Below are 25,604 nucleotides of genomic sequence, written 5' to 3' on the forward strand. Positions count from 1 at the left end.
TGGAGGTTTTGTGCTATCGTCGGCGCAACGCCCTCGCGGCGCACCGACAACGACGTACGAAGGAAGACCCATGGCACTGCCCGCCGCATCCGTGCAGCTCTATTCGCTCGCGAAGGAGTTCACCGCCGACCCGCAGGGGTCGCTCGACCGTCTCGCGGCGATCGGACTGAAGAACGTCGAGGCGTTCGACTTCGTCCGCCGTCCCGCCGAGATCCGCGCCGCCCTCGACGCGAGCGGACTCGTCTCGCCCACCGGCCACGCGCCGCTGCTGACCGACAAGCTGTGGACGCCCGACGGCTCGATCCCGACGCCGGCACCCGAGGTGGTCTTCGAAGCCGCCGCGGCCATCGGCATCCAGACGGTCATCGACCCGTTCGTCGCCCCCGAGCGCTGGCTCACGGAAGAGGGCGTCGCCGACATCGCCGAGCGCCTCAACAGCGCCGCCGAGAAGGCCGCGACCTTCGGCCTGAACGTCGGGTACCACAATCACGCGCAGGAGTTCGTGGCATCCTTCGGCGACCAGACCGCCTACGAGCGGTTCGTGTCGCTCACCGACGAGCGAGTGCAGCTCGAGCTCGACCTCTTCTGGGCGCTCACCGGCGGTCAGGACGTGCCCGCGCTCGTGTCGCGACTGGGCGACCGGCTCACCGCCGTACACGTGAAGGACGGCATCGTGCCCGCGTCCAACCCGTGGGCGCCCGGCGCCGAAGCCTTCGGCTCCGACAGCCTCGACCAGCGTCACGCGGGCACCGGCGAGGTTCCACTCGCCGCGGCACTGCGCGCCGGCTCGGCGATCCAGTACGCCGTCATCGAGTACGACCGCGCACCCGGCGACGTCTTCGCCGACATCGAGGCCAGCCTCGGCTTCCTCCGCGAGGGAGGCTTCGTCGCATGAGCCGCCTCGGAGTCGGCGTCATCGGCGCCGGAGTCATCAGCCAGACCTATCTCGAGAACCTGACGTCGTTCCCGGACGTCGAGGTCGTCGCCGTCGGCGACATCATTCCCGAGCGCGCGCGGGCCAAAGCCGAGGAGCACGGCGTCGGATCGTGGGGAACGGCGGATGCCGTGCTCGACGACCCGAACGTCGACCTCGTCGTGAATCTCACGATCCCGCAGGTGCACGTCGAGGTGTCTCAGGCGGCCGTCGCCGCCGGCAAGCACGTCTGGACCGAGAAGCCGCTCGGCCTCGACCGCGAGAGCACGCGTGCGCTTCTCGCTGCCGCGGATGCCGCGGGCGTGCGCATCGGCTCGGCGCCCGACACAATCCTCGGGCCGGGCTTCCAGACCGCCAAGCGCGCCATCGCCGAGGGCGTCATCGGCACCCCGCTGTTCGTGCAGACCGCGTTCCAGACGCAGGGTCCCGACCTGTGGCATCCCGAGCCGGCCTTCCTGTTCGCGCAGGGGGCGGGCCCGCTGCTGGACATGGGCCCCTACTACTTCTCGGCGCTCGTGAGCCTGCTCGGCCCGATCGCCGGGGTCGCCGCCCGCGGCTCCCGGCCGCGCACCGAGCGTCGAATCCACACCGGTCCGCGCGCGGGGGAGACCTTCCCCGTCGAGGTGCCGTCGACCGTGCAGGTGCTCTCGACCTTCGAGGGCGGCCAGCACGGCACCCACCTGCTGAGCTTCGACTCCGCGCTGGAGCGTCACGGCATCATCGAGATCCACGGCAGCGAGGGCACCATGGTGCTCCCCGATCCGAACCGGTTCGAGGGGCGCATCGCCTACGTGAAGCCGTTGGGCGTGTTCCGCGACGGCATGAAGACCGAGCAGGAGTGGATCGAGATCGAGCAGGAGGGCACCGTCGTCGGACGCGGCCTCGGCGTGCTCGACATGGCCCGCGCCCTGGCCGCCGGTCGCCCGCACGTCGCGACGGGCGAACTCGGCTATCACGTGCTCGACGTCATGCTGTCGGCGGAGGAGTCGGCATCGACCGGTCAGTACCTCGAGATCGAGAGCACCGTCGCGCCGGTGCCGCTGCTGCCGGCCGGCTTCGACCCGTTCGCGGCCGAGCTCGCCTGAGCCCGATCCGCACCCGGACGCACCGTGGGCCCCGCTGGAGAAGCGGGGCCCACGGTCTTTCTGCGTGGCCGGCCGGACCGTCCGCACGGCGCCCCCCGCGCCGGCTGGATCGTTCCGGCCCATGGTGGTCACGCCGCCACGGCCGGGCGTTGATCTAGGGGACGGCCGTGTACGTCAGGGTGAGGCTCGGTCGGTAGGACGCGGTGGTCGCCTCCCGCGACCACAGTCGGACGTTGTCGGTACCGGTCACGCCCGAGAGGCGGAGTGTGACCGCGCTGCCGGCACGGGATGCCAGTTCCGCCGGGTCGAGGGTGACCGTGTAGGCGGTGTTGACGGCGGTCGCGCCCGTCAGCTGGCCCAGGACAGCGGAGCCGATGCCGGTGGTCGGGCGGGTGTTCCACGTGACAGTGGCCTCATCCCACGTCGCGTCGAGCAGACGCAGCTCGTGGGCCGCCGCCGAACCGGCCGTCGGGTCGCTCGAGGTGCGCACCGACAGCGTGACGCCCGTCAGCACCGTGCCCGCCGGCGCCGCGGGGAGCGGGAACCGGAGGTACGACTCGATCGCCGTGTCGAACCGCGACGAGATCTGCGTGGAGGTGCCGTACAGGCCCCCGGGGTTCACGGCCGCCACCATCGTGTCGGCATCCGCGACCACCGTCTGGGTCGTGACCGCCGGGGCGATCGTCGCGTTCGCGGCGCCGGACGGGGCGCTCGTGTTGCCGACCGTGTCGGTCGCCGTCACCCGGTAGTACCACGTGCCCACCGGACGCGCCGTGTCGGTGTAGCTCCGGGCCGTGACCGTCGCGATGAGCGACGACGCGTCGACGCTGAAGTCCGGCGTCGAGCCCCGGTGCACGTCATAGCCCGCGACGCCCCCCGCGTCGGTCGACGCGTCCCACGAGAGCGCCACGTCGTTCCCGCCCTGCACGACCGCCGCGAGGCCGGTCGGCACGGTCGGTGCCGTGGTGTCGGGGTCGATCGTCGCGGAGGCGGCGTCGGACGCGGCGGACCAGTTGCCGGCGGCGTCACGGGCCAGCACGCGGTAGAACCACGTGCCCACTCCCGCGTCGGACTGCGTGTACTGCGTGCCGGTCACGTCGTCGGCGAGCAGGGTCGACGCGGACGGCGCGAAGTCCGCCGTCGTGCCGCGGTGCACGGCATACGCGGTGACGCCGATGGCATCCGTCGCGGCTGTCCACGACACTGCGACGTCGTCGCCGTTCTCCACGGTCGCCGTGACGTCGGTCGGAGCGGTCGGGGCGGTCGTGTCCGGAGGCACCACGGTGGCGGTGGCCGCCGTCGACGGGGTCGACGTGTTGCCGGCTGCGTCGCGAGCCACGACCCGGTAGAACCACGTGCCGACCGGCACCGAGGTGTCGGCGAACGTCGTTCCCGTGGCGGGGCCGCGGAGCGTGGCCGCCGACGGCGTGAAGGTCGCCGTCGTACCGCGGTGCACCTCGTAGCCGGAGACGGCGACGTTGTCGACCGCGGCCGCCCACGCGACGTCGACCGTGCTGCCGGTGACGGTGGCCGTCACGGAACCCGGAACCGACGGCGGTGTCGTGTCGCCGCCCGTGCCGGTGCCGGCGGCGTAGTGCGCGGTGACGCGACCGGCCGCGAGAGCCGAGTAGTACACGGCCGTCTCGTCGAGCTGGCCGTTGAAGTAGCGACCGGCCTGCGTGCTCGACGTGTTCTGGTAGCCGATGAGGTTGTCGCCGCCCGCGTGCCACGTGCCGTAGTAGGTGCCGTTGGCGGTGGTCGAGTTCTGCGCCTGCAGCACGCCGTCGATGTAGAGCCGCATGCCGGCGGACGACTGCGTCGCCACCACGTGGTGCCACTGTCCGTCGTTGAGCTGACGAGACGAGCGCAGTGTCGTCGTGCTGTTGTTGGGGTTGCGGATGCCGAAGCGCACGAAGCCGGAGCCGCTCTCCATGTAGAGCACGCGGTCGACCGTCGAGCTCACGCGGTCGGTGCCGTCGTCGCTGCGCGGGCGGCCGTTGGTGGAGCCGTAGTTCACGAGGGCGCCGCCCGTGGTCGAGGTCGTCCGCAGCCACGTCTCGATCGAGTACGTGGTCGGGCCGGTCGCGATGACGTCGTTCCAGATGTACTGCGGCGCGGGGCTGCTCTCGTTGAAGGTGGCGCTCAGGCTGGAGTCGCCGGCGAGGGCGCCCGCCGCCTCGCGGAGTACGCCGTTCTGCGCGAGGCCGTTGAGGCCCTGCACCGTCTGCCCGGCGGAATCCACGACCCACTGCGCGTTGGCGGTGTCGTCGTAGCGCCAGTACAGGCGGGGCGCGTCGGCGAGCACGGTCGAGGCGTACGCGGAACCCGCACCGGATGCCGTCACGCTCGCACTCGCGGTGATGCCGCTGCGGTTGCCGGCGGCGTCGATGACGCGTGCGCGGTACGAGTACGTCTGGCCGGGCGTGACGTCGGTGTCGACGAAGGTCACCTGGTTGCGGTACCAGTGCTGCGACTTCGCGACTCCCGTCCAGATCGGCGTCGTGGTGTTCGTGCCCTTGTAGACGGCGTAGGTCAGGTCGGAGTCGTCGGGGTCGACGACGCCGCGGATGTTCACCTGCACGGTGCCCGGCGTCAGCGCCCGCACCGCGATCGTCGGGGTCGGCGGGTTGCCCGTGTCGGTGCTGCCGAACCGGGTGAGCCCCTGCTGAGCCTCGCCGTTCACGCGGGTGAACTCGCCGCCCACCCACAGGTACTTGTCGCCGCTGGCGCTCGGGGCCATGGCGAACGCCCGCGGCCCCAGCGCCTCGCCGGTGCCGTCGTTGAGCTCGGGCAGCCATCCGAGGTGCTGCTGCATCGTGTCGTCGGCGCGCGAGACGCTCAGGTAGGTGCGGCGTCCGTCGGGGAACATGCCCTGGCCGCTGCAGTCGTGGTGGTGGTGGGCTTCGTAGAGGAGGCCCTCGTGGAGGAGCATCGCCTGCGTCGCGCCCGCGCAGCTGTCGCGCCAGTACTGCGAGTAGTCGCTCCAGTTGTAGGCGAGGCTGCCGTCGAATCCGTTGAAGCCTTCGTTGCCGACGTAGAAGCGGGTGCCGTCGGAGACGAGTGCCTTCGTGCGCGACGTGTTGCCGACGGTCGATGCCGGCCAAGCGCGCACGACGGCGCCGGTGGATGCCGAGACGACGGCGAAGCTATGGCTCGTCTGTCCGTTGACGGTGAAGAAGTCGCCGCCGATCACCACCCGGTCGCCGGTGGGCGAGAGGGCGATCGCGGTGCCGCGCGCGTTCTTGTTGGGCTCGACGGTCTGGCTGTACGACGTCGAGGTCGCCCCGTACGCGTTGGCCGTCCAGGTGTTGTCGACGGCACCGGTGCGCGTGAGCTTGGCGAAGCTCCGGTGGGGCTGACCGCCCACCGTCTGGAACGCGCCGCCGATGTACACGTTGTCGTTCGTGACGGCCAGTGACAGCACGGTGCTGGAGATCGCGGCCGGGTTGAACGACGTCACCCGGCAGGTGCGCAGGTCGATCTCGGCGAGACGCGACCGCGAGACGCCGCCGATCTTCGAGAAATTGCCGCCCACGAATACCGTGTTGCCGTCGGGCGCGGCAGCGACCGCGTAGACGGTGGCCGTGCCGCTCGCGAGCGTCGCGGGGAGTTGGCAGGCGTCGGGCTGGCCGGTCGCGGCATCCAGGATCGCAACGCCCGTGAGACTCTGCACCGCGCCGCTCTGGCCCGCGCCGGGCCGCAGTTCGGTGAACGCGCCACCGGCGACCACGCGGCCGTTCGAGGAGGCGAGGCCGAAGACCTGCGCGTTGGTCTGCCACGTGGGCAGGTCGTCGGCGCTGACCGGCAGTCCTGCCGTGAGTGCCGACGCATTATCGGGCGCGCCGACGGCGCTGAGCCCTCCCGCGATGACGGCGACGATCGCCGCACCGATGACAAGACGTGAACGCATGATGTCCCCCGCTCCGTTGCGCTACAGAGCGGACGTACCCCGCGTCGTGATGCTCCGACGAGGATCCCCATCCTCGTGCGTCGGAGCGCGGCGCGTGGTCTACCCCCCAGTAACCACGTCGAACTTGATCTGGACGGAGTGTAGTACCGCGGTGGGCCCCAGGGGAAGCGTCCATGTCGCCGCATGTACCGAAGAGCGGCTGCTCGGCGCCGGCCGGGCGCCCACCCGGTGGTAACGGTTGGATCACGGCGATCCGCTGAGCCTTCACGGGAAAGCGCACCGCCCGTAGTCTGTTACCGGTCACAGACTGTGACCGGTCACAGTGCTCCCCCGGGCGTTTCAGCGACGTCGCACGCAGGTGCACCGACCCCTCAAAGAAGATGGGAAGACAGCAGGATGAGACAGCATCTGGTGCGCCTGGCCGCGGTCGCCGCAGCCGCCACATTGACCCTGGGGGTGACCGCCACCCCCGCCCTCGCCGCCGATGAAGGCCCGGTCGACGCCGACATCTTCGTCCAGAAGGTCGACGGCCTCGACCCCGACTTCACGATGGGTGTGGACATCTCGTCCTACCTTTCGCTCATCGACTCGGGCGTCGTCTTCCGCGACTCCGCGGGTCAGCCCGCGAACTTCTTCGAGGTGCTCGCCGATCACGGCGTCACCGACGTACGCCTGCGCGTGTGGAACGACCCGTACAACTCGACCACCGGGGCCGGATACGGCGGCGGTACCGTCGACGCCGAGCGCGCTGCCGAGATGGGCAAGCTCGCCACCGACGCCGGGCTCGGTGTGCTCGTCGACTTCCACTACTCCGACTTCTGGGCCGACCCCGGCAAGCAGAAGGCCCCGAAAGCGTGGGCCGGCTACACGATCGCGCAGAAGGCCGCGGCCACCAAGGCGTACACGATCGAGTCGCTCGAGCTCATGAAGACCGAGGGCGTCGACGTCACGATGGTGCAGGTCGGCAACGAGACCACGAACGGCGTCGCGGGGGAGACCTCGTGGGCGAACATCGCCCAGATCTTCCAGGCCGGCTCGGAGGGCGTGCGCCAGGTGTTCCCCGACGCGCTCGTCGCCGTGCACTTCACCAACCCGAACCGCGCCAACTACACGACCTTCGCCGGCTACCTGCAGACCTACGGCGTCGACTACGACGTCTTCGCGTCGTCGTACTACGCGTTCTGGCACGGCACGCTCGCCAACCTCAAGAGCGAGCTCAACAAGATCGTCAACCAGTACGGCAAGAAGGTCATCGTCGCCGAGACGTCGTGGGCGTACACCCTCGACGACGCCGACGGCCACCCCAACGTCATCCGCACGGCGGCTGCCGCCACCCAGTACCCCGTCTCCGTGCAGGGACAGTCCCGCGCCCTCCGCGACGTCATCGCCACGGTGAGCGAGGTCGACCAGGGCGCCGGTCTCGGCGTCTATTACTGGGAGCCCGCGTGGCTGCCGGTCGGACCGCCCAGCGCCCTCGAGGCCAACAAGGTGCTGTGGGAGCGCGACGGCTCCGGCTGGGCGAGCTCCGCAGCGAGCGAGTACGACCCCGCCGACGCCGGCGTGTACTTCGGCGGCTCGGCCTGGGACAACCAGGCGCTCTTCGCCGCCGACGGCACGCCGCTGTCGTCGCTGTCCACGTTCGAATGGGTCTACACGGGCACGACCGCGCCCCTCGAGGTCGTCTCGTACGAGCCGGTGTCGCTGACCTTCGCGAACGCGTCGGCGGTCGCCCTCCCGGCCACCGTCACCGTCGTCTACAACGACGGCTCGACGGGCACGGCCGCGGTCGAGTGGTCGGATGCCGTGTCGTGGATCACGAGTCCCGGCAGCTACACCGTCTCCGGCGTCACCGCCGCGGGCCTGCCCGTGAGCGCGAGCGTCACCGTGACGGCATCCACCACCAACCACGTCGCCAACCCCGGCTTCGAGACGGCGACCGCGCCCTGGACGGTCACCGGCACGGGCGGTGCGATCACCGCCACGACGGATGCCAGTTCCGGCACCCGCGCGTTCAAGTTCTACTCGGGCGGCACGTACTCTACGGCGGTCTCGCAGACCGTCACCGGGCTCGAGCCGGGCACGTACCAGCTGTCGGCCGTCGCCCACGGCGGCGCGTTCACGTCGGGGAGCGCGACGCTCCGCGCCGTGACGTCGGAGGGCTCCTTCGAGACCCCGCTGTCGATCACCGCGTGGGGTGAGCACAACAGCTCCAGCGTGGTCGTGCAGGTCGGTGAGAACGGCGAGGCGGTCGTCTCGGCATCCCTTGTCGACGCGGCGGGCGGCACCTGGGGAACGTTCGACGACTTCTCCCTGGTCGCCTTCGACCCGTCGACGGTCGACACCACCGACCTGGCGGCGCTCGTCGCCGAGGCCGACGGCCTCGACCGGTCGCTCTACACCGACGCGACGCTGGCGACGCTCGACGCCGCGCTCGAGAAGGCCCGCATCGTGCTGGCCGCCTCGGCGCCCACCGAGGAGCAGCGCGACATCGCGGCGGGCCTCGTCGGCGACGCGCTGGAGGGGCTCGAGGAGATCGTGGTCCCCGCGCTGGAGGTCGTCGCAGCCCCGGTCATCAGCGGCACCGCACGCGTCGGCCAGACGCTGACGGCATCCGCCGGTGAGTTCACCCCCGCCGTCGATCACGTCGACTACCAGTGGCTCCGCGACGGGGTCGCGATCGACGGTGCTACGGCCTCGACCTATACGGTCGTCGCCGCCGACCGCGGTGCGTCTCTGACGGTCGCCGTCACGGCATCCCGCGCCGGCTTCACGTCGGCCACGGCCATCTCGACCGCTGTCGCGGTGCCCCGTGCCCTCACGGTCGGCACCCCGAAGATCAGCGGAAGCGCCGTCGTCGGCGGAAAGCTGACGGCATCCGTGTCGGTCAGTCCCACCGCCACGAAGGCCTACCAGTGGTACGCCGACGGCAAGGCCGTCTCGGGTGCGAAGAGCGCGACCTACACCGTGAAGCGCGCCGACGCGGGCAAGAAGCTCACCGTGCGGATCACGCTGACGCGCAGCGGGTACGAGACCGTCGCGAAGACGTCGGCCTCCGTCACCGTCGCGAAGCTGTTCGCGAAGGTGTCGACGCCGAAGATCAGCGGCACGGCGAAGGTGGGCAAGAAGCTCACCGCGTCGATCTCCGTCAGCCCCGCCGCCGCCAAGACGTACCAGTGGTACGTCAACGGCAAGGCCGTGTCGGGTGCGAAGAGTGCCAGCTACACGGTGCGCAAGGCGGATGCCGGCAAGAAGGTGACCGTCAAGGTCACCGTCAGCAAGAGCGGCTACCAGAGCGTCAGCAAGGTCTCCGCTCCGAAGAAGATCGCCAAGTAGCGCCGGCGAGGTTCCCCCCTGGAGTGGCTGCCCGACCCGAACAGGCAGCCACTCCTTCCTTTTGCATAGGGAAGTCTCAGGCAGCGTCGCCGCGAAGCGGCAGCGCATCTCCTAAAGTTGCAGTCACTGCAAGTACAACATCACCGACTGCAAGATAGGACCAACGATGTCTGACACAGCTACCGCGCCCCCGCCCGTCCTACGGGCCGAGGCCCTCATCCGAACGTATGGGAAGGGCGACACCGCGTTCTCCGCGCTCAAGGGTGTCGACCTCGCGATCGACCGCGGCGAATCGCTCGCGATCGTCGGCAAGTCGGGGTCGGGCAAGTCGACGCTCATGCATCTGCTCGCGTTGCTCGACCGGCCCACCTCCGGTCGCGTCGCGGTGCACGGGCAGGATGCCTCGGGGCTCTCGCAGCGCGACCTCAACCGACTCCGCAACGCGGAGTTCGGTTTCGTGTTCCAGCAGTTCTTCCTCACGGCGGGGCAGTCCGTCTTCGAGAACGTGAGCCTGCCGCTGGTCATCGCCGGCGTCGCCCCGAAGGAGCGGCGACGGCGGACGATGGAGGCGCTCGACGCGCTCGGACTGGCCGACAAGGCCACCAACCGAGCGACGGATCTGTCGGGCGGTCAGAAGCAGCGGGTCGTCGTGGCCCGGGCGCTCGTCGGCGAACCGTCGGTGATCTTCGCCGACGAGCCCACCGGCAACCTCGACACCGCCACCGGCGGACAGGTCGAAGACATCCTCTTCCGACTCCGCCGGGAGCGCGGCATCACCCTCGTCGTGGTCACCCACGATCATGACCTGGCCGCGCGCTGCGATCGGTCCGTCACGATCGCCGACGGCCTCGTCGTCGCCGACAGCCGTGCGGCGGTGGCGGCATGAGGGCCGTCGACGTCGTCCGCTCGGCGACGCGCAACGCCTTTCGCAGCAAGCTCCGTACGACTCTCACCGTCCTGAGCCTGTTCGTCGGGGCGTTCACCCTCACCCTGACCACGGCGCTCGGCGCCGGCGTGAACGACTACGTCGAGCGGCAGGTGGCCACCGTCAGCACGGGCGACATCCTGCTCGTGAGCCCCGCGGCATCCGTCGACACCGGGGAGGGGCCGGCCGAGTACGACCCCGACGGTCGCCAGCAGGGGAGCGCCGCCGGACCGCTCGGCTCCGGCGCGCTCCTCAATCAGGACGACCTCGACGCCATCGCCGCGATCGACGGCGTGACCCGCGTGGAAGCGGTCAGTCAGATCAGCATCGACTGGATCGCCGCCTCGGGAGAGGCCGCCGACACCCGGTACGAGCTCACCGTCAACCCGACCGCGTCCATCGGCCGCAGCGACCTCGTCGCCGGGGACCAGCTCGATCAGGACACCGCGGAGTTCGAGATCGTGCTGCCCGACGACTACGTGACGACGCTCGGGTTCGACGAACCACAGGATGCCGTCGGCCGCACCGTCACTCTCGGCTACACCGACGCCGAACGCGGCGACCGGCAGGTCGAAGCCACCGTCGTCGGGGTCGCGCGGGGAGGCCTCCTCGCTGCGGGCGCCGGTGCCAACGCCGCTCTCGTCGACGAGGTGTCCGAGGCGCAGGCCGTGCCCGGCCAGCCGCGCTCGTGGGCGCTCGCCGTCGCCACCCTCGCGGGGTCGGGCGACGACGGCGCCGTCACCGCCGCCGACATCGATGGCGTCAAGGCCGCACTCGCCGCCGACGATCTCGCCGGGCAGACCGTCGAGGATCAACTCGGCGTCGTGCAGACGGTCATCAACGGCATCATCGGGGTGCTGAGCGCGTTCGCGGCGATCGCGCTGCTCGCGGCATCCTTCGGCATCGTCAACACCCTGCTGATGAGCGTGCAGGAGCGCACCCGCGAGATCGGGCTGATGAAGGCGATGGGCATGTCGAACGGGAAGGTGTTCTCGCTGTTCAGCCTCGAGGCGGTGGTCATCGGCCTGCTCGGGGCGGCGCTGGGCGCCCTCGCCGCGATCGGAGTCGGCAGCGCGATCGCGGCCGGGGCGAGCCAGACCCTGCTCGCCGACCTGCCGGGCCTGCAGATCCTCCTGTTCGAACCGGCGTCGGTCATCACCGTGATCGTCGTCATCATGGCGATCGCGTTCCTCTCCGGGGTGCTCCCGGCGCGTCGGGCCGCACGTCAGCACCCGATCGAGTCGCTACGGTACGAGTGACGCAAGGAGTTCGCAGATCATGTCCACCCCACCCCCCGCCCGCCGCCGAGACGCGGTCCAGAAGCGCCACGCCATCGAGCGCGCCGCCACCGACCTCGTGCTCCAGCACGGGTACGACGCGGTGACGGTGGACATGATCTGCGAACTCGCGGGAGTCAGCCCCCGCACCTTCTTCAATCACTTCAAGACGAAGGATGCCGCCCTCCTCGGCCCCGAGCCGCCCGTGATCGACGCGCAGGCGGCGCGGGAGTTCGTCGTGTCGACCGGTCCGCTGCTGAGCGGCCTTGCCCGCGTGATCCGCATCGACCCGGGGGTCATGGGGGATGATCCCGCCCTCCTCGCGCGTCGCATCCAGGCGGTGGGCACCACCCCCGTGCTGATGTCGCGCCAGATGGAACGGCTCTCGGCGATCGAGGCGGAACTCCGCGACATCGTGCTGCTGCGGCTGCGCACGCAGTGGCCGGACGAGGATGCCGACGAGCGCCAGGAGCAGGCGGAGCTGATCACGCACCTGCTCGCCGGGCTCATGCGGCACATCGGCCGCACGTGGTCCCGTCAGGTGGAGGCCGGTGAGCCGCCCGTCATCGACCCCGCGGCGATCGAGGCGAAGCTCGAACGCGTGCTCCGCAAGCTCGGCTGAGCGGGCGGGGGCGTCAGCCCTCGGACGAGGTCAGGCGGAAGGACGAGTCGCCTGGGTCGTAGCTGACCACGACGGCATCCTCGTCGCCCTCCTGTGACAGCGTCACCGTCCGGCCGGTCGCCTCGCCGAGCACGATCATCAGGGCGCAGACCCCGTCGACCGACGCTTGGTCCCGGAGCTCACGGAGGTCGATGTCGAAGACGACCTCGCCCGGGTACCAGAAGAAGTTCACCCGCACCCCCGGGGCGGGGTGGACGGCGAACGAGTCGTAGTGTCGGGACGGGTCGTCGAAGTCGCGGGGATCGACGGGAGTGCCGGGGCCGGGACCGGGGGAGTTCCACCTCGCGGGCCAGCCAGCACGTGAGAGGGCGTCGAGCACCACGGGCCAGTCCGCTGCGCGCGTTCCGTGCACGATGCCATCCGGGAGCACCATCGGGTTCTCGCCGAAGGCAGCCATCAGGCTGTCGCGGCTGATCGAGGTGCTCATGTCACTGCAAGGGTGGCACGCGCCTTCGACGTTCGAATCGGTTGTCAGGATTTCCCGCGAACGTCGGTAGACATGGCAGAGGTATCGACGCGCGGAGGAGCACACGTGAGGGATCAGCGGCGGGCGGCGTTCGACGCGTTGTTCCACGCCCACTTTCTCGGCGTGCTGCGATTCCTCAGGCGTCGGCTCTCCTCGGCATCCGATGCGGAGGACCTCGCCGGAGACGTGTTCCGTATCGCCTGGGAGAAGCAGGACCCGCGTGAACCGCTCACACGTGCGTGGCTGTTCAAGGTGGCTGCGGATCTGTTGACCGATCTCTATCGACGGCAGGGCCGCCGCGCCGACCTCGAGGTCGCCTTGGCGCGCCGGATCGAGGAGGCTTCACCCGCGCTGCCCGTGGAGGACCGACTCGCGCTGATCGACGCGGTGCGAGCGCTCTCCCCGAGGGAGCAGGAGGCTCTCCGGCTCACCTACTGGGAAGGGCTGTCCGCCGCCGAGATCAGCGAAGTGCTGGGGTGCAGAACGTCGGCAGTGTGGGCGTTGATGTCGAGAGCGCGGTCGAAGCTGCTCCATGCCATGACGGAACCCGAACTGACAGGAGGCGGTCGATGACCACGACAGATCGTACGGACCACGTCGCGGTGTTATTGCGCACGGCTGACCCGTATCCCGCGGAAGGCGACGAGCTCACCTCGACTCACCTCGCGCTCCGCGACCGGATCGTGGCGGAGAGCGAACGCACCCGTGTGCCGCGCGTGCGACGGTGGCGGCCGGCGCTCCGCTGGGCGACGCCGCTCACAGCTCTGGCGGCCACGGCTGCGGTCGTCGCGGTCGCGTTCGCGGTCGGAGCAGCGGTGCTGGATGCCAGGAGGGCTCCCATCGCCAGCGATCCGACGCCAGAGATCGCGAATCCGCTATACGGGTCCGACTTCGAGGTTGCGCGGGACCGCGCCACCTCTGCGTTCGAGGACCGCGTGCTCGGTGACAACGTGATCACCGCCGACGAGTACGAGGAGGCCGTCGCGCTCTACGTCGAGTGCGTGCGCGGCGCCGGACTGGCCGTGACGGTGAGCGCGGACCGCGCCGGCATCCGGTCGTACGCGATCGGCGGATCGTGGGACACCGACCTCGTGAACCGGGTCGCCGGCGACTGCAGCACCGGAACGATCAGCATCATCGAGGATCTGTACGCGCGGCTCGTTCAGAATCCCGACAAGGCGGACTGGGTCGATCTGGTCGCGCGCTGCCTGGTCGCCGTTGGTTTCGTCGAGGCGCCGTACTCGGGCACGCAGTATGCGGCCGACGACGCCGATCCCGACTTCGTCCGCCGCATGATGGATGACCCTGACGCGGCGCAGTGCGTCGCGACACCCGGTGGGTAGAGGTCGTGACTCCTTGCCGAATCCACGCAGAAGGTCGCGCTCGAGCAACTCGACGTCACGCAGTTCGACCGCGTCGTCATGGGAATAGCACGCGGCGGGGGCGTCGTCCGTCGTCTCGGCCGGCGATCTCCTGATCGTCATCCGCCTCGTCGATCGAACCGAGAGGGTCGCGGCGCTCAGCTAGCGCGTGCGGAGCCGCCTCCCAGGTAGGCGCGGTACGCTGAACGTGATAGGCGAACTTCTCATTCGTCTCGCCCCGGCTGTGTGGTAACAGTCGGGGCTTCTTCTTTACGCCGGTGCGGACGTGCGGCGGAAAGGCAAAACCCCCGCCATGTAGAAGCTAGGCGAGGGTTTCTGGGACCGTTGTAACGACGGTCCTTGTGGCTCCGACGGGCGTCGATCCCGTGACCTCACGATTTTCAGTCGTGCGCTCTACCAACTGAGCTACAGAGCCGCATGGCATCCGAGGAGCCATGTCCTAGACGAAAGGCCCTCTGAAATCAAAGGGCCCGTCGCTTGGAGCGACCCTGACGGGACTTGAACCCGCGACCTCCGCCGTGACAGGGCGGCACGCTAACCAACTGCGCTACAGGGCCATGCTTGTTCAATTGTGTGGTGCGGAGTGTGACCCCAACGGGATTCGAACCCGTGCTACCGCCGTGAAAGGGCGGCGTCCTAGGCCGCTAAACGATGGGGCCGAGCGAACCCGGAGGCTCACGCTTACCGACGCTCAAGCATACGCAATTCCCCACGGAATCGGAAATCGAGGGCGTGGCCTCTGGCGAACCGGCGTTCCGGGGGGTGATGATGGCGTGAGCGCGTGCGTCGCGCCCCCCAACGACGCATCCCATCATCGGCAGATGTGACCAGTGTTGTTATTGTGGCACTTGTTACTGATGTGACTGAGGAGTGAGACGTGCCTTCTGAGCTGTCCGCAGCACCCGACGACTGCGGCTGCGCGCCCACCGCGCAGGAGCTCAGCGCTCTCGGCCGCACCGTCGAGCACGGCCGCATCCTCACTCGCCGCACCGCGCTTGGGCTCGGCGTCGCCGGTATCGCCGCCGCAGGCTTCCTCGCGAGCGCGCCCGCCTTTGCCGCCTCCTACCCCTCGTGGGACGACGTCGAGAAGGCCAAGGCCAACCAGTCCGCGAAGGCGCGCGAGGTCACCCGCATCGAGGGTCTCATCTCGTCGCTGCAGAATGACGTCGCCGCGAAGCAGGCCGAAGCCGAGCGTCTCGGCGCCGAGTACATCGCGGCACAGGAGGCGTTCGAAGAGGCCGCCGACCGCGCCACCTCCCTTCAGGAACAGGCGGATGCCGAACGGGCCCGCGCCGCCGAAGCCGCCGACAAGCTGGGGCGCCTGGCATCCCAGCAGTACCGCATGGGCGGCGACGACACGTCGCTCGAACTGTTCTTCTCGGGCTCGGCCGCCAGCGCCGACGACCTCCTCGCACGCCTCGGCACGATGGACAAGCTGCTCGAAGCCAACCGCGCCATCTACGCGGATGCCGTCAGCGCCCGCGACAACGCGCAGAACCTGTCGAACCAGGCCGACGTCGCCCGCAAAGAGCGTGACCGCCTCCAGCAGGCGGCCGAAGCCAAGATGATCGAGGCCCAGGATGCCGCGACCGCCGCCCAGGCGGCCCTCGACGCCCAGGCCGAACACCTCGACGTGCTCGAGGCGCAGCTAGCCGCACTCAAGGACACGACCTCCAAGACCGTGTCGGGCTATCGCGACGGCGTCATCGCGCGTCGCAAGGCCCGCGAGGCCCGACTCCGCCGCGAACGCGAGGAGGCCGAGCGCCGTGCCCGCGAAGAAGCCGAAGCGGCGGCGAACAACGGCGGCGGCTCCGGTGGCGGCGGCGGGAGCGCCGGCGAGGTGCAGCCGTCGGGCTGGGTGCGCCCCGGCTACGGCTACATCAGCGCGTGGTTCGGCAACCGCGGCACCATCTGCTCCAACGGCTACTGCACGTCGGGCCACCGCGGCATCGACTTCGCGGGCGGCTGCAGCTCGCCGATCTTCGCCGCGGCATCCGGTCGCGTCATCTTCGCCGGATACAGCGGCGCCTGGGGCAACTACATCAAGGTCGACCACGGCGGCGGCATCGTCACCGGCTACGCCCACATCAAGCCGGGCGGCTACAACGTGAGCTGGGGCGACTCGGTGCGCGCCGGGCAGACCATCGCCTACGTCGGCAACACGGGCGTCTCCACCGGATGCCACCTCCACTTCGAGGTCTACAGCGGCGGCGTCCGCATCAACCCGGCGCCGTTCCTGCGCGCCCGCGGCGTCTCGGTCTGACCCCGCCCGCGCCGATCCCGCCCGCACAGACCCCGCACCCGGAAACGACGACGGGCCGGATGCCGTGGCATCCGACCCGTCGGTGACCTCTCGGTCAGAGCGTGTTGGGCGCTTCGCCCTCACCCTGCGTCTTCGTCTGGCCCTCGTGCTCCTCGAAGCGCTCGAACGCCTCGGTCACGAGCCGCTCCGCCTCGGCGGCGTTGGCCCACTCGTCGACCTTGACCCACTTGCCGGGCTCGAGGTCCTTGTAGTGCTCGAAGAAGTGGTTGATCTCGTTCTTGGTCCACTCGTCGACGTCGGTGACGTCCTGGATGTGCGCCCAGCGCGGGTCTTTCGCGAGCACCGCGACGACCTTGTCGTCGCCGCCGGCCTCGTCGGTCATCTTCAGCACGCCGACGGGGCGCACCTTGGCGAGGATGCCGGGCGCGAGGTCGTGGTCGAGCAGGACGAGCACGTCGAGCGGGTCGCCGTCTTCGCCGAGGGTGTTCTCGAAGAAGCCGTAGTTGGCGGGGTAGCCCATGGGCGTGAACAGGATGCGGTCGAGGAAGACGCGGCCCGTGCCGTGGTCTACCTCGTACTTGATCTTGCTGTTACGCGGGATCTCGATGACGGCGTCGTACGCGCCCATGCTGGTGCTCCTTCGGAAGTGCTGTGGATGCCGCGTCAAGCCTAGCCGGGAGGCCGCCGTCCGCGAGTCGGTGTCACAACTCCGGAAGGGTGCTGCCCGCGTGCGGCGGGGCGACCGAAAGCTCGCCGGGGAGCCCGCTCTCGGGCTCCGTTGAGCACCGACATTCCGGAGTTGTGGTGGACCAGACCGGATACCGTGACGGTATGGACGAGCGTCGACCGGGCCTGGACCCCGCCGTGGCCGATGTGCGCCGCGCCGTGCGCGCAGCCCTCGCCGACCTGGATGGCCCCGTCGTGGTGGGCCTGTCCGGTGGTGCCGACTCTCTCGCGCTCGCCGCAGCGGTCGCGTTCGAGGCGCCGAAGGCGGGCGTGGCGGCGTCGGCGGTCGTCATCGACCACGGGCTCCAGGAGGGGTCCGACGTCGTCGCCGCGCGCGCCGCGCGCGTCGCGGAGGAGCTCGGCCTCCCCGCCCGCACCGTGCGCGTGGAGGTGGGTCGCGAGGGCGGTCTCGAGGCCGCTGCCCGCGACGCGCGTCGGGCAGCGCTGCGCGCGGCCGCTCGGGATGCCGGCGCCTCCGCGATCCTGTTGGCGCACACGCTCGACGATCAGGCGGAGACCGTGCTCATCGGTCTCGCGCGGGGCTCGGGCTCGACGAGCCTCGGCGGCATGTCGCCCGATCGCGAGGACGACGGCATCCGCTGGGTGCGTCCGCTGCTGGGAGTGCGGCGGACGACGACGCGCGCCGCGTGCGTGGCTCAGGATCTGCCGCCGTGGGACGACCCGCACAACCTCGACCGTCGCTTCCTGCGCGTGCGGGTGCGTCAAGACGTGCTGCCGCTCCTGGAAACCTCGATCGGTCCGGGCGTGGCGGAGGCTCTCGCCCGCACCGCCGATCAGCTGCGGGAGGATGCCGACGCCTTCGCCGAGATGATCGACGAGACCATCGAAGACATCGTCGAGCATGCCGAGGCGGGCATCGCGGTCTCGGTTCCCGCGCTCGCGGCCAATCCGCCAGCGCTGCGCCACCGCATCATCCGCCACGTCGTCGCGAGCGAGTTCGGGGTGTCGCTCACCCGCGCGCAGACGCTCGAAGTCGCCCGGTTGGTGACGCACTGGAGGGGTCAGGGGCCTGTGGATCTGCCCGGATGCCGTGCCCTCCGCGCCGGTCAGTTGATCGAATTTGCCGCATCCGCGTCATAAAAGACCCTCTCGCGCGTCTTCTCCCTGACGGGTGCCAGCGCCCGTCGCACCTTGGGGGAGGTACGGGACATGGGTTTCTTCGCACGCGTCCGGCACGGGGCCGGCGTCATCGTGGCGATCATCGTGGGGGCGGCTCTGTCCGCGGGGGTGGCCGTCGCCGCGACGGCGGCGCCACCATACTCGACAGAGGCGGCGATCACCTCGCTCACGTTCGTCGATGACGTCGTCGAGAGCGGACGCTCCACCCAGCTGTCCGGCGAGTGGGCGCTCCCCGACGACCCCGCGACTCCGGCGGGATTCACGGTCGACCTCCCGGACGGCCTCCGGGGCCTGAGCGACGCGTTCGACCTGCTCGATCCCGACGGCGCGCCGATGGGCAGCTGCGTGGTCACCGCCACGCAGATCGTCTGCGACATCGACGCCGACTACATCGCCGCGCATCCGCGCTCGCTGCGAGGCACGTTCGACTTCTGGGCCACGGTGACGACGACGGTCACGCAGGCCACGACGACCACGTATGACTTCGGGGATGTCGAAGACTCGATCACCGTGACGCCCCCCGACGGCGCCTGCCCTCCGGACTGCACCTTCACGGGCCGGCCGAACAACAAGCATGGTGTCTACGACCGCGAGAACGACACGATCCAGTGGACGATCGCGATCAAGGCGCCGGCAGCCGGCATGACCGCCGGTCAGGACGTGACGGTGCTCGAGCGTCTCGGTGCGGGGCAGGAATGGGTGCGGGGCACCGGTGGCCTCCCGGCGATCCGGGTGCTCGGGGCGGTCGATCGCAAGCCCGACGGGTCGCCGACGGGATGGCGCAACGTCGACGCGCGCGTGGGCACCACGCTGACCGAGACGGCGGCAGGCGTGACAGTGGCGTTCACGGCTGAGGAGGGGTGGTTCTACGCCGTCGTGGCCGACTCACGCGTCGTCGACCGCACGCTCGCGACGTACACGAACGACGCCGACATCACGATCGCCTCCGAAGCGACGACCACGGTGACGGCGACCGTGCGACGTCAGGGCGGCTCCGGCACCGGCAGCGGCACCCCGACGCCGACGGCCACGCCCACCCCGACGCCGACTCCCACCCCGACTCCGACTCCGACGCCCACCCCGACCCCCACGCCGACACCGACGGCTACGGCCACTCCGACGCCGACCGCCACGCCCACGCCGACGAAGGGTGTGGACTCCGAGTTCACCCAGACGCCGACGCCTTCCGCCCCGACGGGCGAGCTGGCGGTCACCGGCGGCGAGCCGCCGTTCGGGCTGCTGTGGGCCGGTGCCGTCGCGATCGCGATCGGACTGGGCCTCGTGGCGCGGCAGCGGCGGGCCACCCGTGACTGAGGCTGCCCGCGGATTGCCTACACTCGAATCATGCGCGCGGCCGACATCGCAGACCAGCTGACCACCGTCCTCGTGACCGAGGAGGAGATCCAGGCGAAGCTCGAGGAGCTCGCGGCGCAGGTCGTCGCCGACTACGAGGGCAAAGAGCTGCTGCTGGTCGGCGTGCTCAAGGGCGCGGTCATGGTCATGGCCGACCTCGCCAGGGCCCTCCCTCGCGCGATCGCGATGGACTGGATGGCCGTGTCCTCGTACGGAGCCGGCACGAAGTCCAGCGGCGTCGTCCAGATCCGCAAAGACCTCGACACCGATCTCACCGGCAAGCACGTGCTGATCGTCGAGGACATCATCGACTCGGGTCTGACGCTCAGCTGGCTGCTTGAGAACTTCGCCTCCCGCGGTGCCGCCTCCATCGAGGTGCTCGCGCTCCTCCGCAAGCCCGCCGCCGCGAAGGTCGAGATCGACTGCCGCTACGTCGGGTTCGACATCCCGAACGACTTCGTCGTCGGGTACGGCCTCGACTACGCGGAGGGCTATCGCAACCTTCGCGACGTCGCCGTCCTCGCGCCCCACGTCTACAGCTGACGGGCCGCGGAGGCGCCACGGCGCCGCCAGCCTGACGGCATCCGTCTCGGGGTACGCCGTGGGCGAATGCACAGTCCCCGCATAGTCGCTGCGTTGTAGCCTGAGCGGACCATGGATTTCAAGAAGCTGACCCGCAACCCGTTCATGTACGTGTTGCTCATCGGTGTGCTCCTGCTCATCGGGATGTCGCTCATCTCCGGCCTCACGGGGGCCAAGCGCATCACGACGCAGGAAGGGTTGCAGCTGCTCGGCGGCGACACGGTCAGCAAGGTCGTCATGACCGACGGTGACCAGCGCGTCGACCTGACGCTGTCGAAGGCCTTCAAGGACTCGACGAACGTGCAGTTCTACTACACGACGGCGCGCGCCGACGAGGTCGTCACGGCCATCGACTCCGCATCGCCGAAGGACGGCTTCGACGACGTCGTCCCGCAGCCGAGCTTCTGGGGCGGCATCCTGTCCCTCGTGATCCCGCTCCTGCTGCTGGGTCTTCTCTTCTGGTTCCTGCTGTCCAGCGCCCAGGGCGGCGGCAGCAAGGTGATGCAGTTCGGCAAGTCCCGCGCGAAGCTCGTGACGAAGGAGACCCCCACGGTCACCTTCGGCGACGTCGCCGGTGCCGAAGAGGCCATCGAGGAGATGCAGGAGATCAAAGACTTCCTGAAAGACCCCGCGAAGTTCCAGGCCGTCGGCGCCCGCATCCCGAAGGGCGTGCTCCTCTACGGCCCTCCCGGCACCGGAAAGACGCTGCTCGCGCGCGCGGTCGCCGGCGAAGCCGGGGTGCCGTTCTACTCCATCTCGGGTTCTGACTTCGTGGAGATGTTCGTCGGCGTCGGTGCGAGTCGCGTTCGCGACCTCTTCAACCAGGCCAAGGAGAACGCTCCGGCCATCATCTTCATCGACGAGATCGACGCCGTCGGTCGCCACCGCGGCGCCGGCATGGGCGGCGGTCACGACGAGCGCGAGCAGACGCTCAACCAGATGCTCGTGGAGATGGACGGCTTCGACCCCAAGGTGTCCGTGCTCGTCATCGCGGCCACCAACCGTCCCGACATCCTCGACCCCGCGCTGCTGCGCCCCGGCCGTTTCGACCGGCAGATCGGCGTCGACGCGCCCGACCTGAAGGGCCGTCAGAAGATCCTCGAGGTGCACGGGCGGGGCAAGCCCCTGTCGCCCTCGGTCGACCTCTCGGTCATCGCGCGGAAGACCCCCGGGTTCACCGGTGCCGACCTCGCCAACGTCCTCAACGAGGCCGCGCTGCTCACGGCTCGCTCCAACGCGCAGCTGATCGACATGCGGGCCCTCGACGAGGCCATCGATCGCGTGATCGCCGGGCCGCAGCGACGCACGCGCGTCATGCGGGACAAGGAGAAGCTCATCACGGCCTACCACGAGGGCGGTCACGCGCTCGTGGCGGCGGCGATGAACCACTCCGACCCGGTCACCAAGATCACGATCCTCCCGCGAGGCAAGGCCCTCGGCTACACGATGGTCATGCCCCTGGAAGACAAGTACTCCATCACCCGCAACGAGCTGCAGGACCAGCTGGCGTGGGCCATGGGCGGTCGTGTCGCCGAGGAGGTCGTCTTCCACGACCCCACCACCGGTGCGAGCAACGACATCGAGAAGGCGACCAACATCGCCCGGAAGATGGTCACGGAGTACGGCATGACGACCGAGGTCGGACCCGTCAAGCTCGGCCAGTCCTCGGGCGAGGTCTTCATGGGCCGCGACATGGGCCACGGCCGCGACTTCAGCGAGCGGATCGCCGAGCGCGTCGATCAGCAGGTGCGAGACCTCATCGAGCAGGCCCACAACGAGGCCTACGAGGTGCTCAACGCGAACCGCGACATCCTCGACCGGCTGGCCACGGCGCTCCTCGAGAAGGAGACGCTCGACCACCTCGAGATCGCCGAGATCTTCACCGACATCCGCAAGCTCCCGCCGCGCCCGCAGTGGCTGTCGAGCACGGAGCGCCCCGTGTCGACGCTTCCCCCCGTGGAGGTGCCGCGCACCCAAGACGAGGCGGGCCTCGCCGCTCAGGTGGCCGCAGAGGGCGAGACGGTCGCGCAGAAGGCCCCCGCGCGTCGTGCGAGCGGGCAGGCGCGTCCCGCGACCGCATAGGCTCGGGTCGTGGCCGTCGACCGTGACCGCGTCGCCGCTCTGGTGCGCGACCTCCTCGAGGCGATCGGTGAAGACCCCGATCGTCCCGGCCTGCGGGCTACGCCGCACCGGGTCGCCGATGCGTACGCCGAGTTCTTCTCGGGTGTGGGAGAGGATGCCGCGGCGCCGCTCGCGCACACGATCTCCGTGACGCGTGGCCCGGCCCCCGACACGCTGCCGTCAGGCGCCGTCATGCTGCGCGACATCCGGTTCCGCTCCGTGTGCGAGCATCACCTCCTGCCGTTCGCCGGCCACGCCCACATCGCGTATCTGCCGGGCGAGCAGGTCGTGGGTCTCGGGGCGCTGCCGCGCGTCGTCGACGTGCTCGCGGCGCGGCCGCAGGTGCAGGAGCGCCTCGGCGAGCAGATCGCCGATGTCATCGCCGACTCCCTGGACACGCGCGGGGTGCTCGTCGTGCTCGACGCCACCCACGAATGCGTCACGATGCGCGGCGGCCGTCAGCCCGACGCGTCGACCGTCACGGTAGCGGCGCGCGGGGAGCTCTCCGAGCCGGCGGCGCGCGCCGAGATCATGCTGCTCCTCACGGGACGGGCGACATGAGGATGCCGCGATGACCCTCCTCATGGGCATCGTCAACGTGACGCCCGACTCGTTCAGCGACGGTGGCCGGTACGTCGGCGTGGATGACGCGATCGCCCACGGTCGTGCCCTCGCTGCCGCCGGAGCCGACATCCTCGACATCGGGGGCGAGTCGACCCGCCCGGGGGCCGAGCGCGTGCCGCCCGAGGTGGAGCTGGCCCGCGTCCTCCCGGTGATCGAGGCGCTCGCCGCCGACGGCACGATGATCAGCATCGACACCATGAACGCCGCCACCGCGGCGGCCGCGATCGGCGCCGGTGCGCTCATCGTGAACGACGTCTCCGGGGGACAGTCCGACCCCGAGATCATCGAGGTGGTCGCCGACTCCGAGGTGCACTTCGCGATCGGGCACTGGCGCGGACCCTCCGACCGGATGTACGCCCGCGCGCACTACGACGACGTCGTGGACGAGGTGATCGCCGAGCTCGAGGAGCGTCGCCACGAGGCGCTCGCCGCCGGCATCCCTCCGGCCCGTCTCATCCTCGATCCGGGGTTCGGGTTCGGTAAGCGCGGCGACCAGAACTGGGAGCTGCTGCGCGGGCTCGAGCGTGTGGTTGCGATGGAGTCGCGCGTGCTCGTCGGGACGAGCCGCAAGGGCTTCCTCGCCGCCACGCTCGAGGAGCACGGTGAGCCCACGCAGGAGCGCCGAGACCTCGCGACGGCGGTCACGAGCGTGCGCGCGGCGGTCGCTGGCGCGTGGGCCGTGCGCGTGCACGACGTCGCCGCGACCCGCGACGCCCTCGCGGTGTGGGAGCGCGCGATGACGGGGAAAGGCCGATCATGACCGATGAGATCTCGATCTCCGGCATCCGTGCCGTGGGATATCACGGCGTCTACGACCACGAACGTCGCGACGGTCAGGAGTTCGTCGCCGACGTGGTGCTGAGCCTGTCGCTCGACGCTGCCTCGCGCAGCGACGACGTGGCGGACACCGTGCACTACGGCGAGCTGGCCGAGCAGGTCGCGGCGATCCTCGCCGGCGAACCCGTCAACCTGCTGGAGACGCTCGCGCGGCGGATCGCCGACGCGGCACTGACGTTCGCGCTCGTGGATGCCGTGACCGTCACCGTGCACAAGCCGCAGGCGCCGATCCCGGTGCCGTTCACTGATGTCGCCGTAACGGTGCGACGCCGACGAGAGGATGCCGGATGAGCCGCCGACTCGCCCAGGGTCTCGATGACGAGGCTCCCCGCGCGGCGCGACCGGCCGTGCCGGCGGTCGTCGCCCTCGGCGCGAACCTCGGCGACCGCGCCGAGACGATCTCCGCGGCGCTCGATGACCTCGCACGGCTGCCGCTGACGTCGGTGACGGCTGCCGCGGCGCCCATCGAGTCGATCGCGCTCACGCCGTCGGGTCCCGATGTCTCCGCCCCCGGGTACCTCAACACGGTCGCCCTCCTGTCGACGCGCCTCGCGCCGAGCGTGCTGCTGGCCTTCCTGCACGCCGTCGAGGAGCGGCACGGTCGCCCCCGTCGCACGGCCGATCAGCCGCGCTGGCAGGACCGGACGCTCGACCTCGATCTGATCGCGTACGGTGACGTGCGTTCCGACGACCCCGCGCTCACCCTCCCGCATCCGCGCGCCGCCGAGCGCGACTTCGTGCTGCGTCCCTGGGCCAGTGTCGATCCCGACGCCGAGCTGCCCGGCCGCGGACGCGTCGCCGACCTGCTGCGCGCCCTCGACGAGGAGGACGCGTCATGAAGCGCACGGGAGCCGCGCCGCTCATCGTCTCGGCCGTGATCGGGCTCGTCGTCGGGTACCTCATCGACCAGGCGCTCACCGCCGCCGGGCAGCCGACGTTCACCCCGTCGCTCATGCTGCCGGTGCTCCTCGTGCTTGTCGCCGCCGTGACGGTGGCGCTGGCCGTGCCGATCCGGCGCGCGACGACCGGTGCCAGTGGACAGCGCGTCGACCCGTTCCACGCCGTGCGCATCGCGATGCTCGCTCGCGCGTCGAGCATCGTGGGGGCCGCCGTCGTCGGCGTCGGGGCAGGGTTGCTGGTCTTCCTCCTCACCCGCCCGGTGACTCCCTCGTTAGGCTCGACGGGTACCGTGGTCGCCGCCGCGGTCGCGGGGCTGGTTCTCGTGATCGCGGGGCTGGTCGCCGAGTACCTGTGCACCATTCGGAAGGACGATGATGACGAACAGCCCGGACCAGCCGATCCCGGCTTCGGACTCTCCCACCACGACTGAGCCGCTCCCCCCGGCCCCCGTCGGCGTTGCGCCCACGGACGGGACCCTGGATGCCGGGACGTTCTCCGCGATCGTCGAACCCCGCAGTGTGCACCGCCTGCCGCTGGGCGACGGCCGGTGGCATCAGGTCTCCCGGAAGTACATCGCCGTCCAGGTGATCTCGCACGTCGCCTTCCTCGCGTTGATCGTGGCCGCCGCGGCGGTGCTGGGCCTCGTGCTCGAGCAGGGGTGGGTGTGGATTCCCGCCGGCATCGTCGCCGTGATCACCGCGGTGACGCTGATCGTGCTGCCCCGTCAGGCGCGGTCGATCGGGTACCAGCTCCGCGCCGACGATCTCGTCTTCCGCCGCGGCATCCTGTGGCAGCGCATGGTGGCCGTGCCGTACGGGCGCATGCAGCTCGTCGACATCACGCACGGGCCGCTCGACCGCGGCTTCGGCATCGCGCAGCTCAAGCTCGTGACGGCCGCGGCCGCCACGGGCGTCACGATCCCGGGGCTGGCGCAGACGGCGGCGGAGCAGTTGCGCGACACGCTCATCGATGTCGCCGAGACCCGCCGGACCGGACTGTGACGGTGCCCGGCTCGCCCGTCGCCCCCGCGGGGGCCTTCGCGGAGGCGCGCTCCCCGCTGAGCG

Annotated in this window: 22 protein-coding genes and 3 tRNA genes; 19 read left to right on the plus strand and 6 right to left on the minus strand. The window is 70.3% G+C overall.

The genetic code is table 11. The annotated features are described in order from the left end of the window. The first annotated feature begins 70 nt into the window (after positions 1 to 70). Positions 71 to 895 carry a sugar phosphate isomerase/epimerase gene (locus P0Y48_13140; protein WEK13389.1) on the plus strand — a complete coding sequence of 275 codons (825 nt, stop codon included), beginning with the start codon at positions 71 to 73 and terminating at the stop codon, positions 893 to 895. Beyond that, a complete protein-coding gene (locus P0Y48_13145; GenBank protein WEK13390.1) occupies positions 892 to 2,019 on the plus strand; it encodes a Gfo/Idh/MocA family oxidoreductase in 1,128 nt (375 codons plus the stop codon). Before P0Y48_13140 ends, P0Y48_13145 begins: the two co-directional genes overlap by 4 nt. Positions 2,020 to 2,173: 154 nt before the next feature. Here P0Y48_13145 and P0Y48_13150 read toward each other — a convergent pair whose 3' ends face one another. Continuing rightward, positions 2,174 to 5,929 (minus strand): DNRLRE domain-containing protein, encoded by a 3,756-nt coding sequence (locus tag P0Y48_13150; GenBank protein WEK13391.1) that lies wholly within the window; start codon positions 5,927 to 5,929, stop codon positions 2,174 to 2,176. Positions 5,930 to 6,325: 396 nt separating this feature from the next. Here P0Y48_13150 and P0Y48_13155 point away from each other — a divergent pair, with 396 nt between their 5' ends. The 4 genes from P0Y48_13155 (at position 6,326) to P0Y48_13170 (ending at position 12,086) form a co-directional block, all read left to right on the plus strand. Beyond that, positions 6,326 to 9,262, plus strand: coding sequence for a glycosyl hydrolase 53 family protein (locus tag P0Y48_13155; protein WEK13392.1), 2,937 nt, complete (start codon positions 6,326 to 6,328; stop codon positions 9,260 to 9,262). 166 nt (positions 9,263 to 9,428) lie between these two features. After that, positions 9,429 to 10,148, plus strand: coding sequence for an ABC transporter ATP-binding protein (locus P0Y48_13160; GenBank protein ID WEK13393.1), 720 nt, complete (start codon positions 9,429 to 9,431; stop codon positions 10,146 to 10,148). Continuing rightward, a complete protein-coding gene (locus P0Y48_13165; GenBank protein ID WEK13394.1) occupies positions 10,145 to 11,446 on the plus strand; it encodes an ABC transporter permease in 1,302 nt (433 codons plus the stop codon). The genes P0Y48_13160 and P0Y48_13165 overlap by 4 nt, the downstream gene beginning before the upstream one ends. A 19-nt stretch (positions 11,447 to 11,465) precedes the next feature. Then, on the plus strand, positions 11,466 to 12,086 hold the full coding sequence (locus P0Y48_13170; protein WEK13395.1) for a helix-turn-helix domain containing protein: 621 nt from the start codon (positions 11,466 to 11,468) through the stop codon (positions 12,084 to 12,086). Positions 12,087 to 12,099: 13 nt separating this feature from the next. Here the strand turns inward: P0Y48_13170 and P0Y48_13175 are convergent, their stop codons facing one another. After that, the gene (locus P0Y48_13175) at positions 12,100 to 12,573 is read right to left on the minus strand and encodes a hypothetical protein (protein ID WEK13396.1); all 474 of its coding nucleotides are present in this window, start codon (positions 12,571 to 12,573) and stop codon (positions 12,100 to 12,102) included. 105 nt (positions 12,574 to 12,678) lie between these two features. Between P0Y48_13175 and P0Y48_13180 the strand changes: the two genes are divergently transcribed. Next, on the plus strand, positions 12,679 to 13,185 hold the full coding sequence (locus P0Y48_13180) for an RNA polymerase sigma factor (GenBank protein ID WEK13397.1): 507 nt from the start codon (positions 12,679 to 12,681) through the stop codon (positions 13,183 to 13,185). Beyond that, entirely contained in the window at positions 13,182 to 13,955 is a 774-nt protein-coding gene (locus tag P0Y48_13185; GenBank protein ID WEK13398.1) for a hypothetical protein, read from the plus strand. The genes P0Y48_13180 and P0Y48_13185 overlap by 4 nt, the downstream gene beginning before the upstream one ends. A 381-nt stretch (positions 13,956 to 14,336) precedes the next feature. Here P0Y48_13185 and P0Y48_13190 read toward each other — a convergent pair. From P0Y48_13190 to P0Y48_13200, 3 genes are all read right to left on the minus strand, one after another. Next, a tRNA-Phe gene (locus P0Y48_13190) sits at positions 14,337 to 14,409 on the minus strand. A gap of 68 nt (positions 14,410 to 14,477) precedes the next feature. Then, positions 14,478 to 14,551 (minus strand) — tRNA-Asp (locus P0Y48_13195). Positions 14,552 to 14,580: 29 nt separating this feature from the next. Beyond that, positions 14,581 to 14,653 (minus strand) — tRNA-Glu (locus P0Y48_13200). A gap of 218 nt (positions 14,654 to 14,871) precedes the next feature. Here P0Y48_13200 and P0Y48_13205 point away from each other — a divergent pair. Next, positions 14,872 to 16,257 (plus strand): M23 family metallopeptidase, encoded by a 1,386-nt coding sequence (locus P0Y48_13205; protein ID WEK13399.1) that lies wholly within the window; start codon positions 14,872 to 14,874, stop codon positions 16,255 to 16,257. Between the two features lie 94 nt (positions 16,258 to 16,351). Here the strand turns inward: P0Y48_13205 and ppa are convergent, their stop codons facing one another. Further along, complete coding sequence (gene ppa / locus P0Y48_13210) at positions 16,352 to 16,885, minus strand: inorganic diphosphatase (GenBank protein ID WEK13400.1); 534 nt, start codon at positions 16,883 to 16,885, stop codon at positions 16,352 to 16,354. A gap of 203 nt (positions 16,886 to 17,088) precedes the next feature. Between ppa and tilS the strand changes: the two genes are divergently transcribed. The 10 genes from tilS to P0Y48_13260 all read left to right on the plus strand — a co-directional run bounded on the left by tilS (position 17,089) and on the right by P0Y48_13260 (position 25,541). Continuing rightward, positions 17,089 to 18,084 carry a tRNA lysidine(34) synthetase TilS gene (gene tilS, locus P0Y48_13215; GenBank protein WEK13401.1) on the plus strand — a complete coding sequence of 332 codons (996 nt, stop codon included), beginning with the start codon at positions 17,089 to 17,091 and terminating at the stop codon, positions 18,082 to 18,084. 69 nt (positions 18,085 to 18,153) lie between these two features. Beyond that, positions 18,154 to 19,437: a hypothetical protein gene (locus tag P0Y48_13220; GenBank protein WEK13402.1), complete on the plus strand. Its 1,284-nt coding sequence runs from the start codon at positions 18,154 to 18,156 to the stop codon at positions 19,435 to 19,437. 30 nt (positions 19,438 to 19,467) lie between these two features. Continuing rightward, entirely contained in the window at positions 19,468 to 20,019 is a 552-nt protein-coding gene (gene hpt / locus P0Y48_13225) for a hypoxanthine phosphoribosyltransferase (GenBank protein ID WEK13403.1), read from the plus strand. 111 nt (positions 20,020 to 20,130) lie between these two features. Beyond that, the gene (gene ftsH, locus P0Y48_13230) at positions 20,131 to 22,140 is read left to right on the plus strand and encodes an ATP-dependent zinc metalloprotease FtsH (protein WEK13404.1); all 2,010 of its coding nucleotides are present in this window, start codon (positions 20,131 to 20,133) and stop codon (positions 22,138 to 22,140) included. A gap of 9 nt (positions 22,141 to 22,149) precedes the next feature. Then, positions 22,150 to 22,740 (plus strand): GTP cyclohydrolase I, encoded by a 591-nt coding sequence (locus P0Y48_13235; protein WEK13405.1) that lies wholly within the window; start codon positions 22,150 to 22,152, stop codon positions 22,738 to 22,740. Positions 22,741 to 22,750: 10 nt separating this feature from the next. Then, positions 22,751 to 23,563, plus strand: a complete 813-nt coding sequence (folP, locus tag P0Y48_13240) for a dihydropteroate synthase (protein WEK13406.1) — start codon at positions 22,751 to 22,753, stop codon at positions 23,561 to 23,563. Further along, on the plus strand, positions 23,560 to 23,931 hold the full coding sequence (folB, locus tag P0Y48_13245; protein ID WEK13407.1) for a dihydroneopterin aldolase: 372 nt from the start codon (positions 23,560 to 23,562) through the stop codon (positions 23,929 to 23,931). The genes folP and folB overlap by 4 nt, the downstream gene beginning before the upstream one ends. After that, positions 23,928 to 24,479 (plus strand): 2-amino-4-hydroxy-6-hydroxymethyldihydropteridine diphosphokinase, encoded by a 552-nt coding sequence (gene folK, locus P0Y48_13250; protein WEK13408.1) that lies wholly within the window; start codon positions 23,928 to 23,930, stop codon positions 24,477 to 24,479. The genes folB and folK overlap by 4 nt, the downstream gene beginning before the upstream one ends. Continuing rightward, positions 24,476 to 24,970 (plus strand): DUF3180 family protein, encoded by a 495-nt coding sequence (locus tag P0Y48_13255; GenBank protein WEK13409.1) that lies wholly within the window; start codon positions 24,476 to 24,478, stop codon positions 24,968 to 24,970. Before folK ends, P0Y48_13255 begins: the two co-directional genes overlap by 4 nt. Beyond that, on the plus strand, positions 24,915 to 25,541 hold the full coding sequence (locus P0Y48_13260; GenBank protein WEK13410.1) for a PH domain-containing protein: 627 nt from the start codon (positions 24,915 to 24,917) through the stop codon (positions 25,539 to 25,541). Before P0Y48_13255 ends, P0Y48_13260 begins: the two co-directional genes overlap by 56 nt. Positions 25,542 to 25,604: the final 63 nt, after the last annotated feature.

The sequence above is a fragment of the Candidatus Microbacterium phytovorans genome, from assembly GCA_029202445.1.
In the GTDB taxonomy this organism is placed as follows: domain Bacteria; phylum Actinomycetota; class Actinomycetes; order Actinomycetales; family Microbacteriaceae; genus Microbacterium; species Microbacterium phytovorans.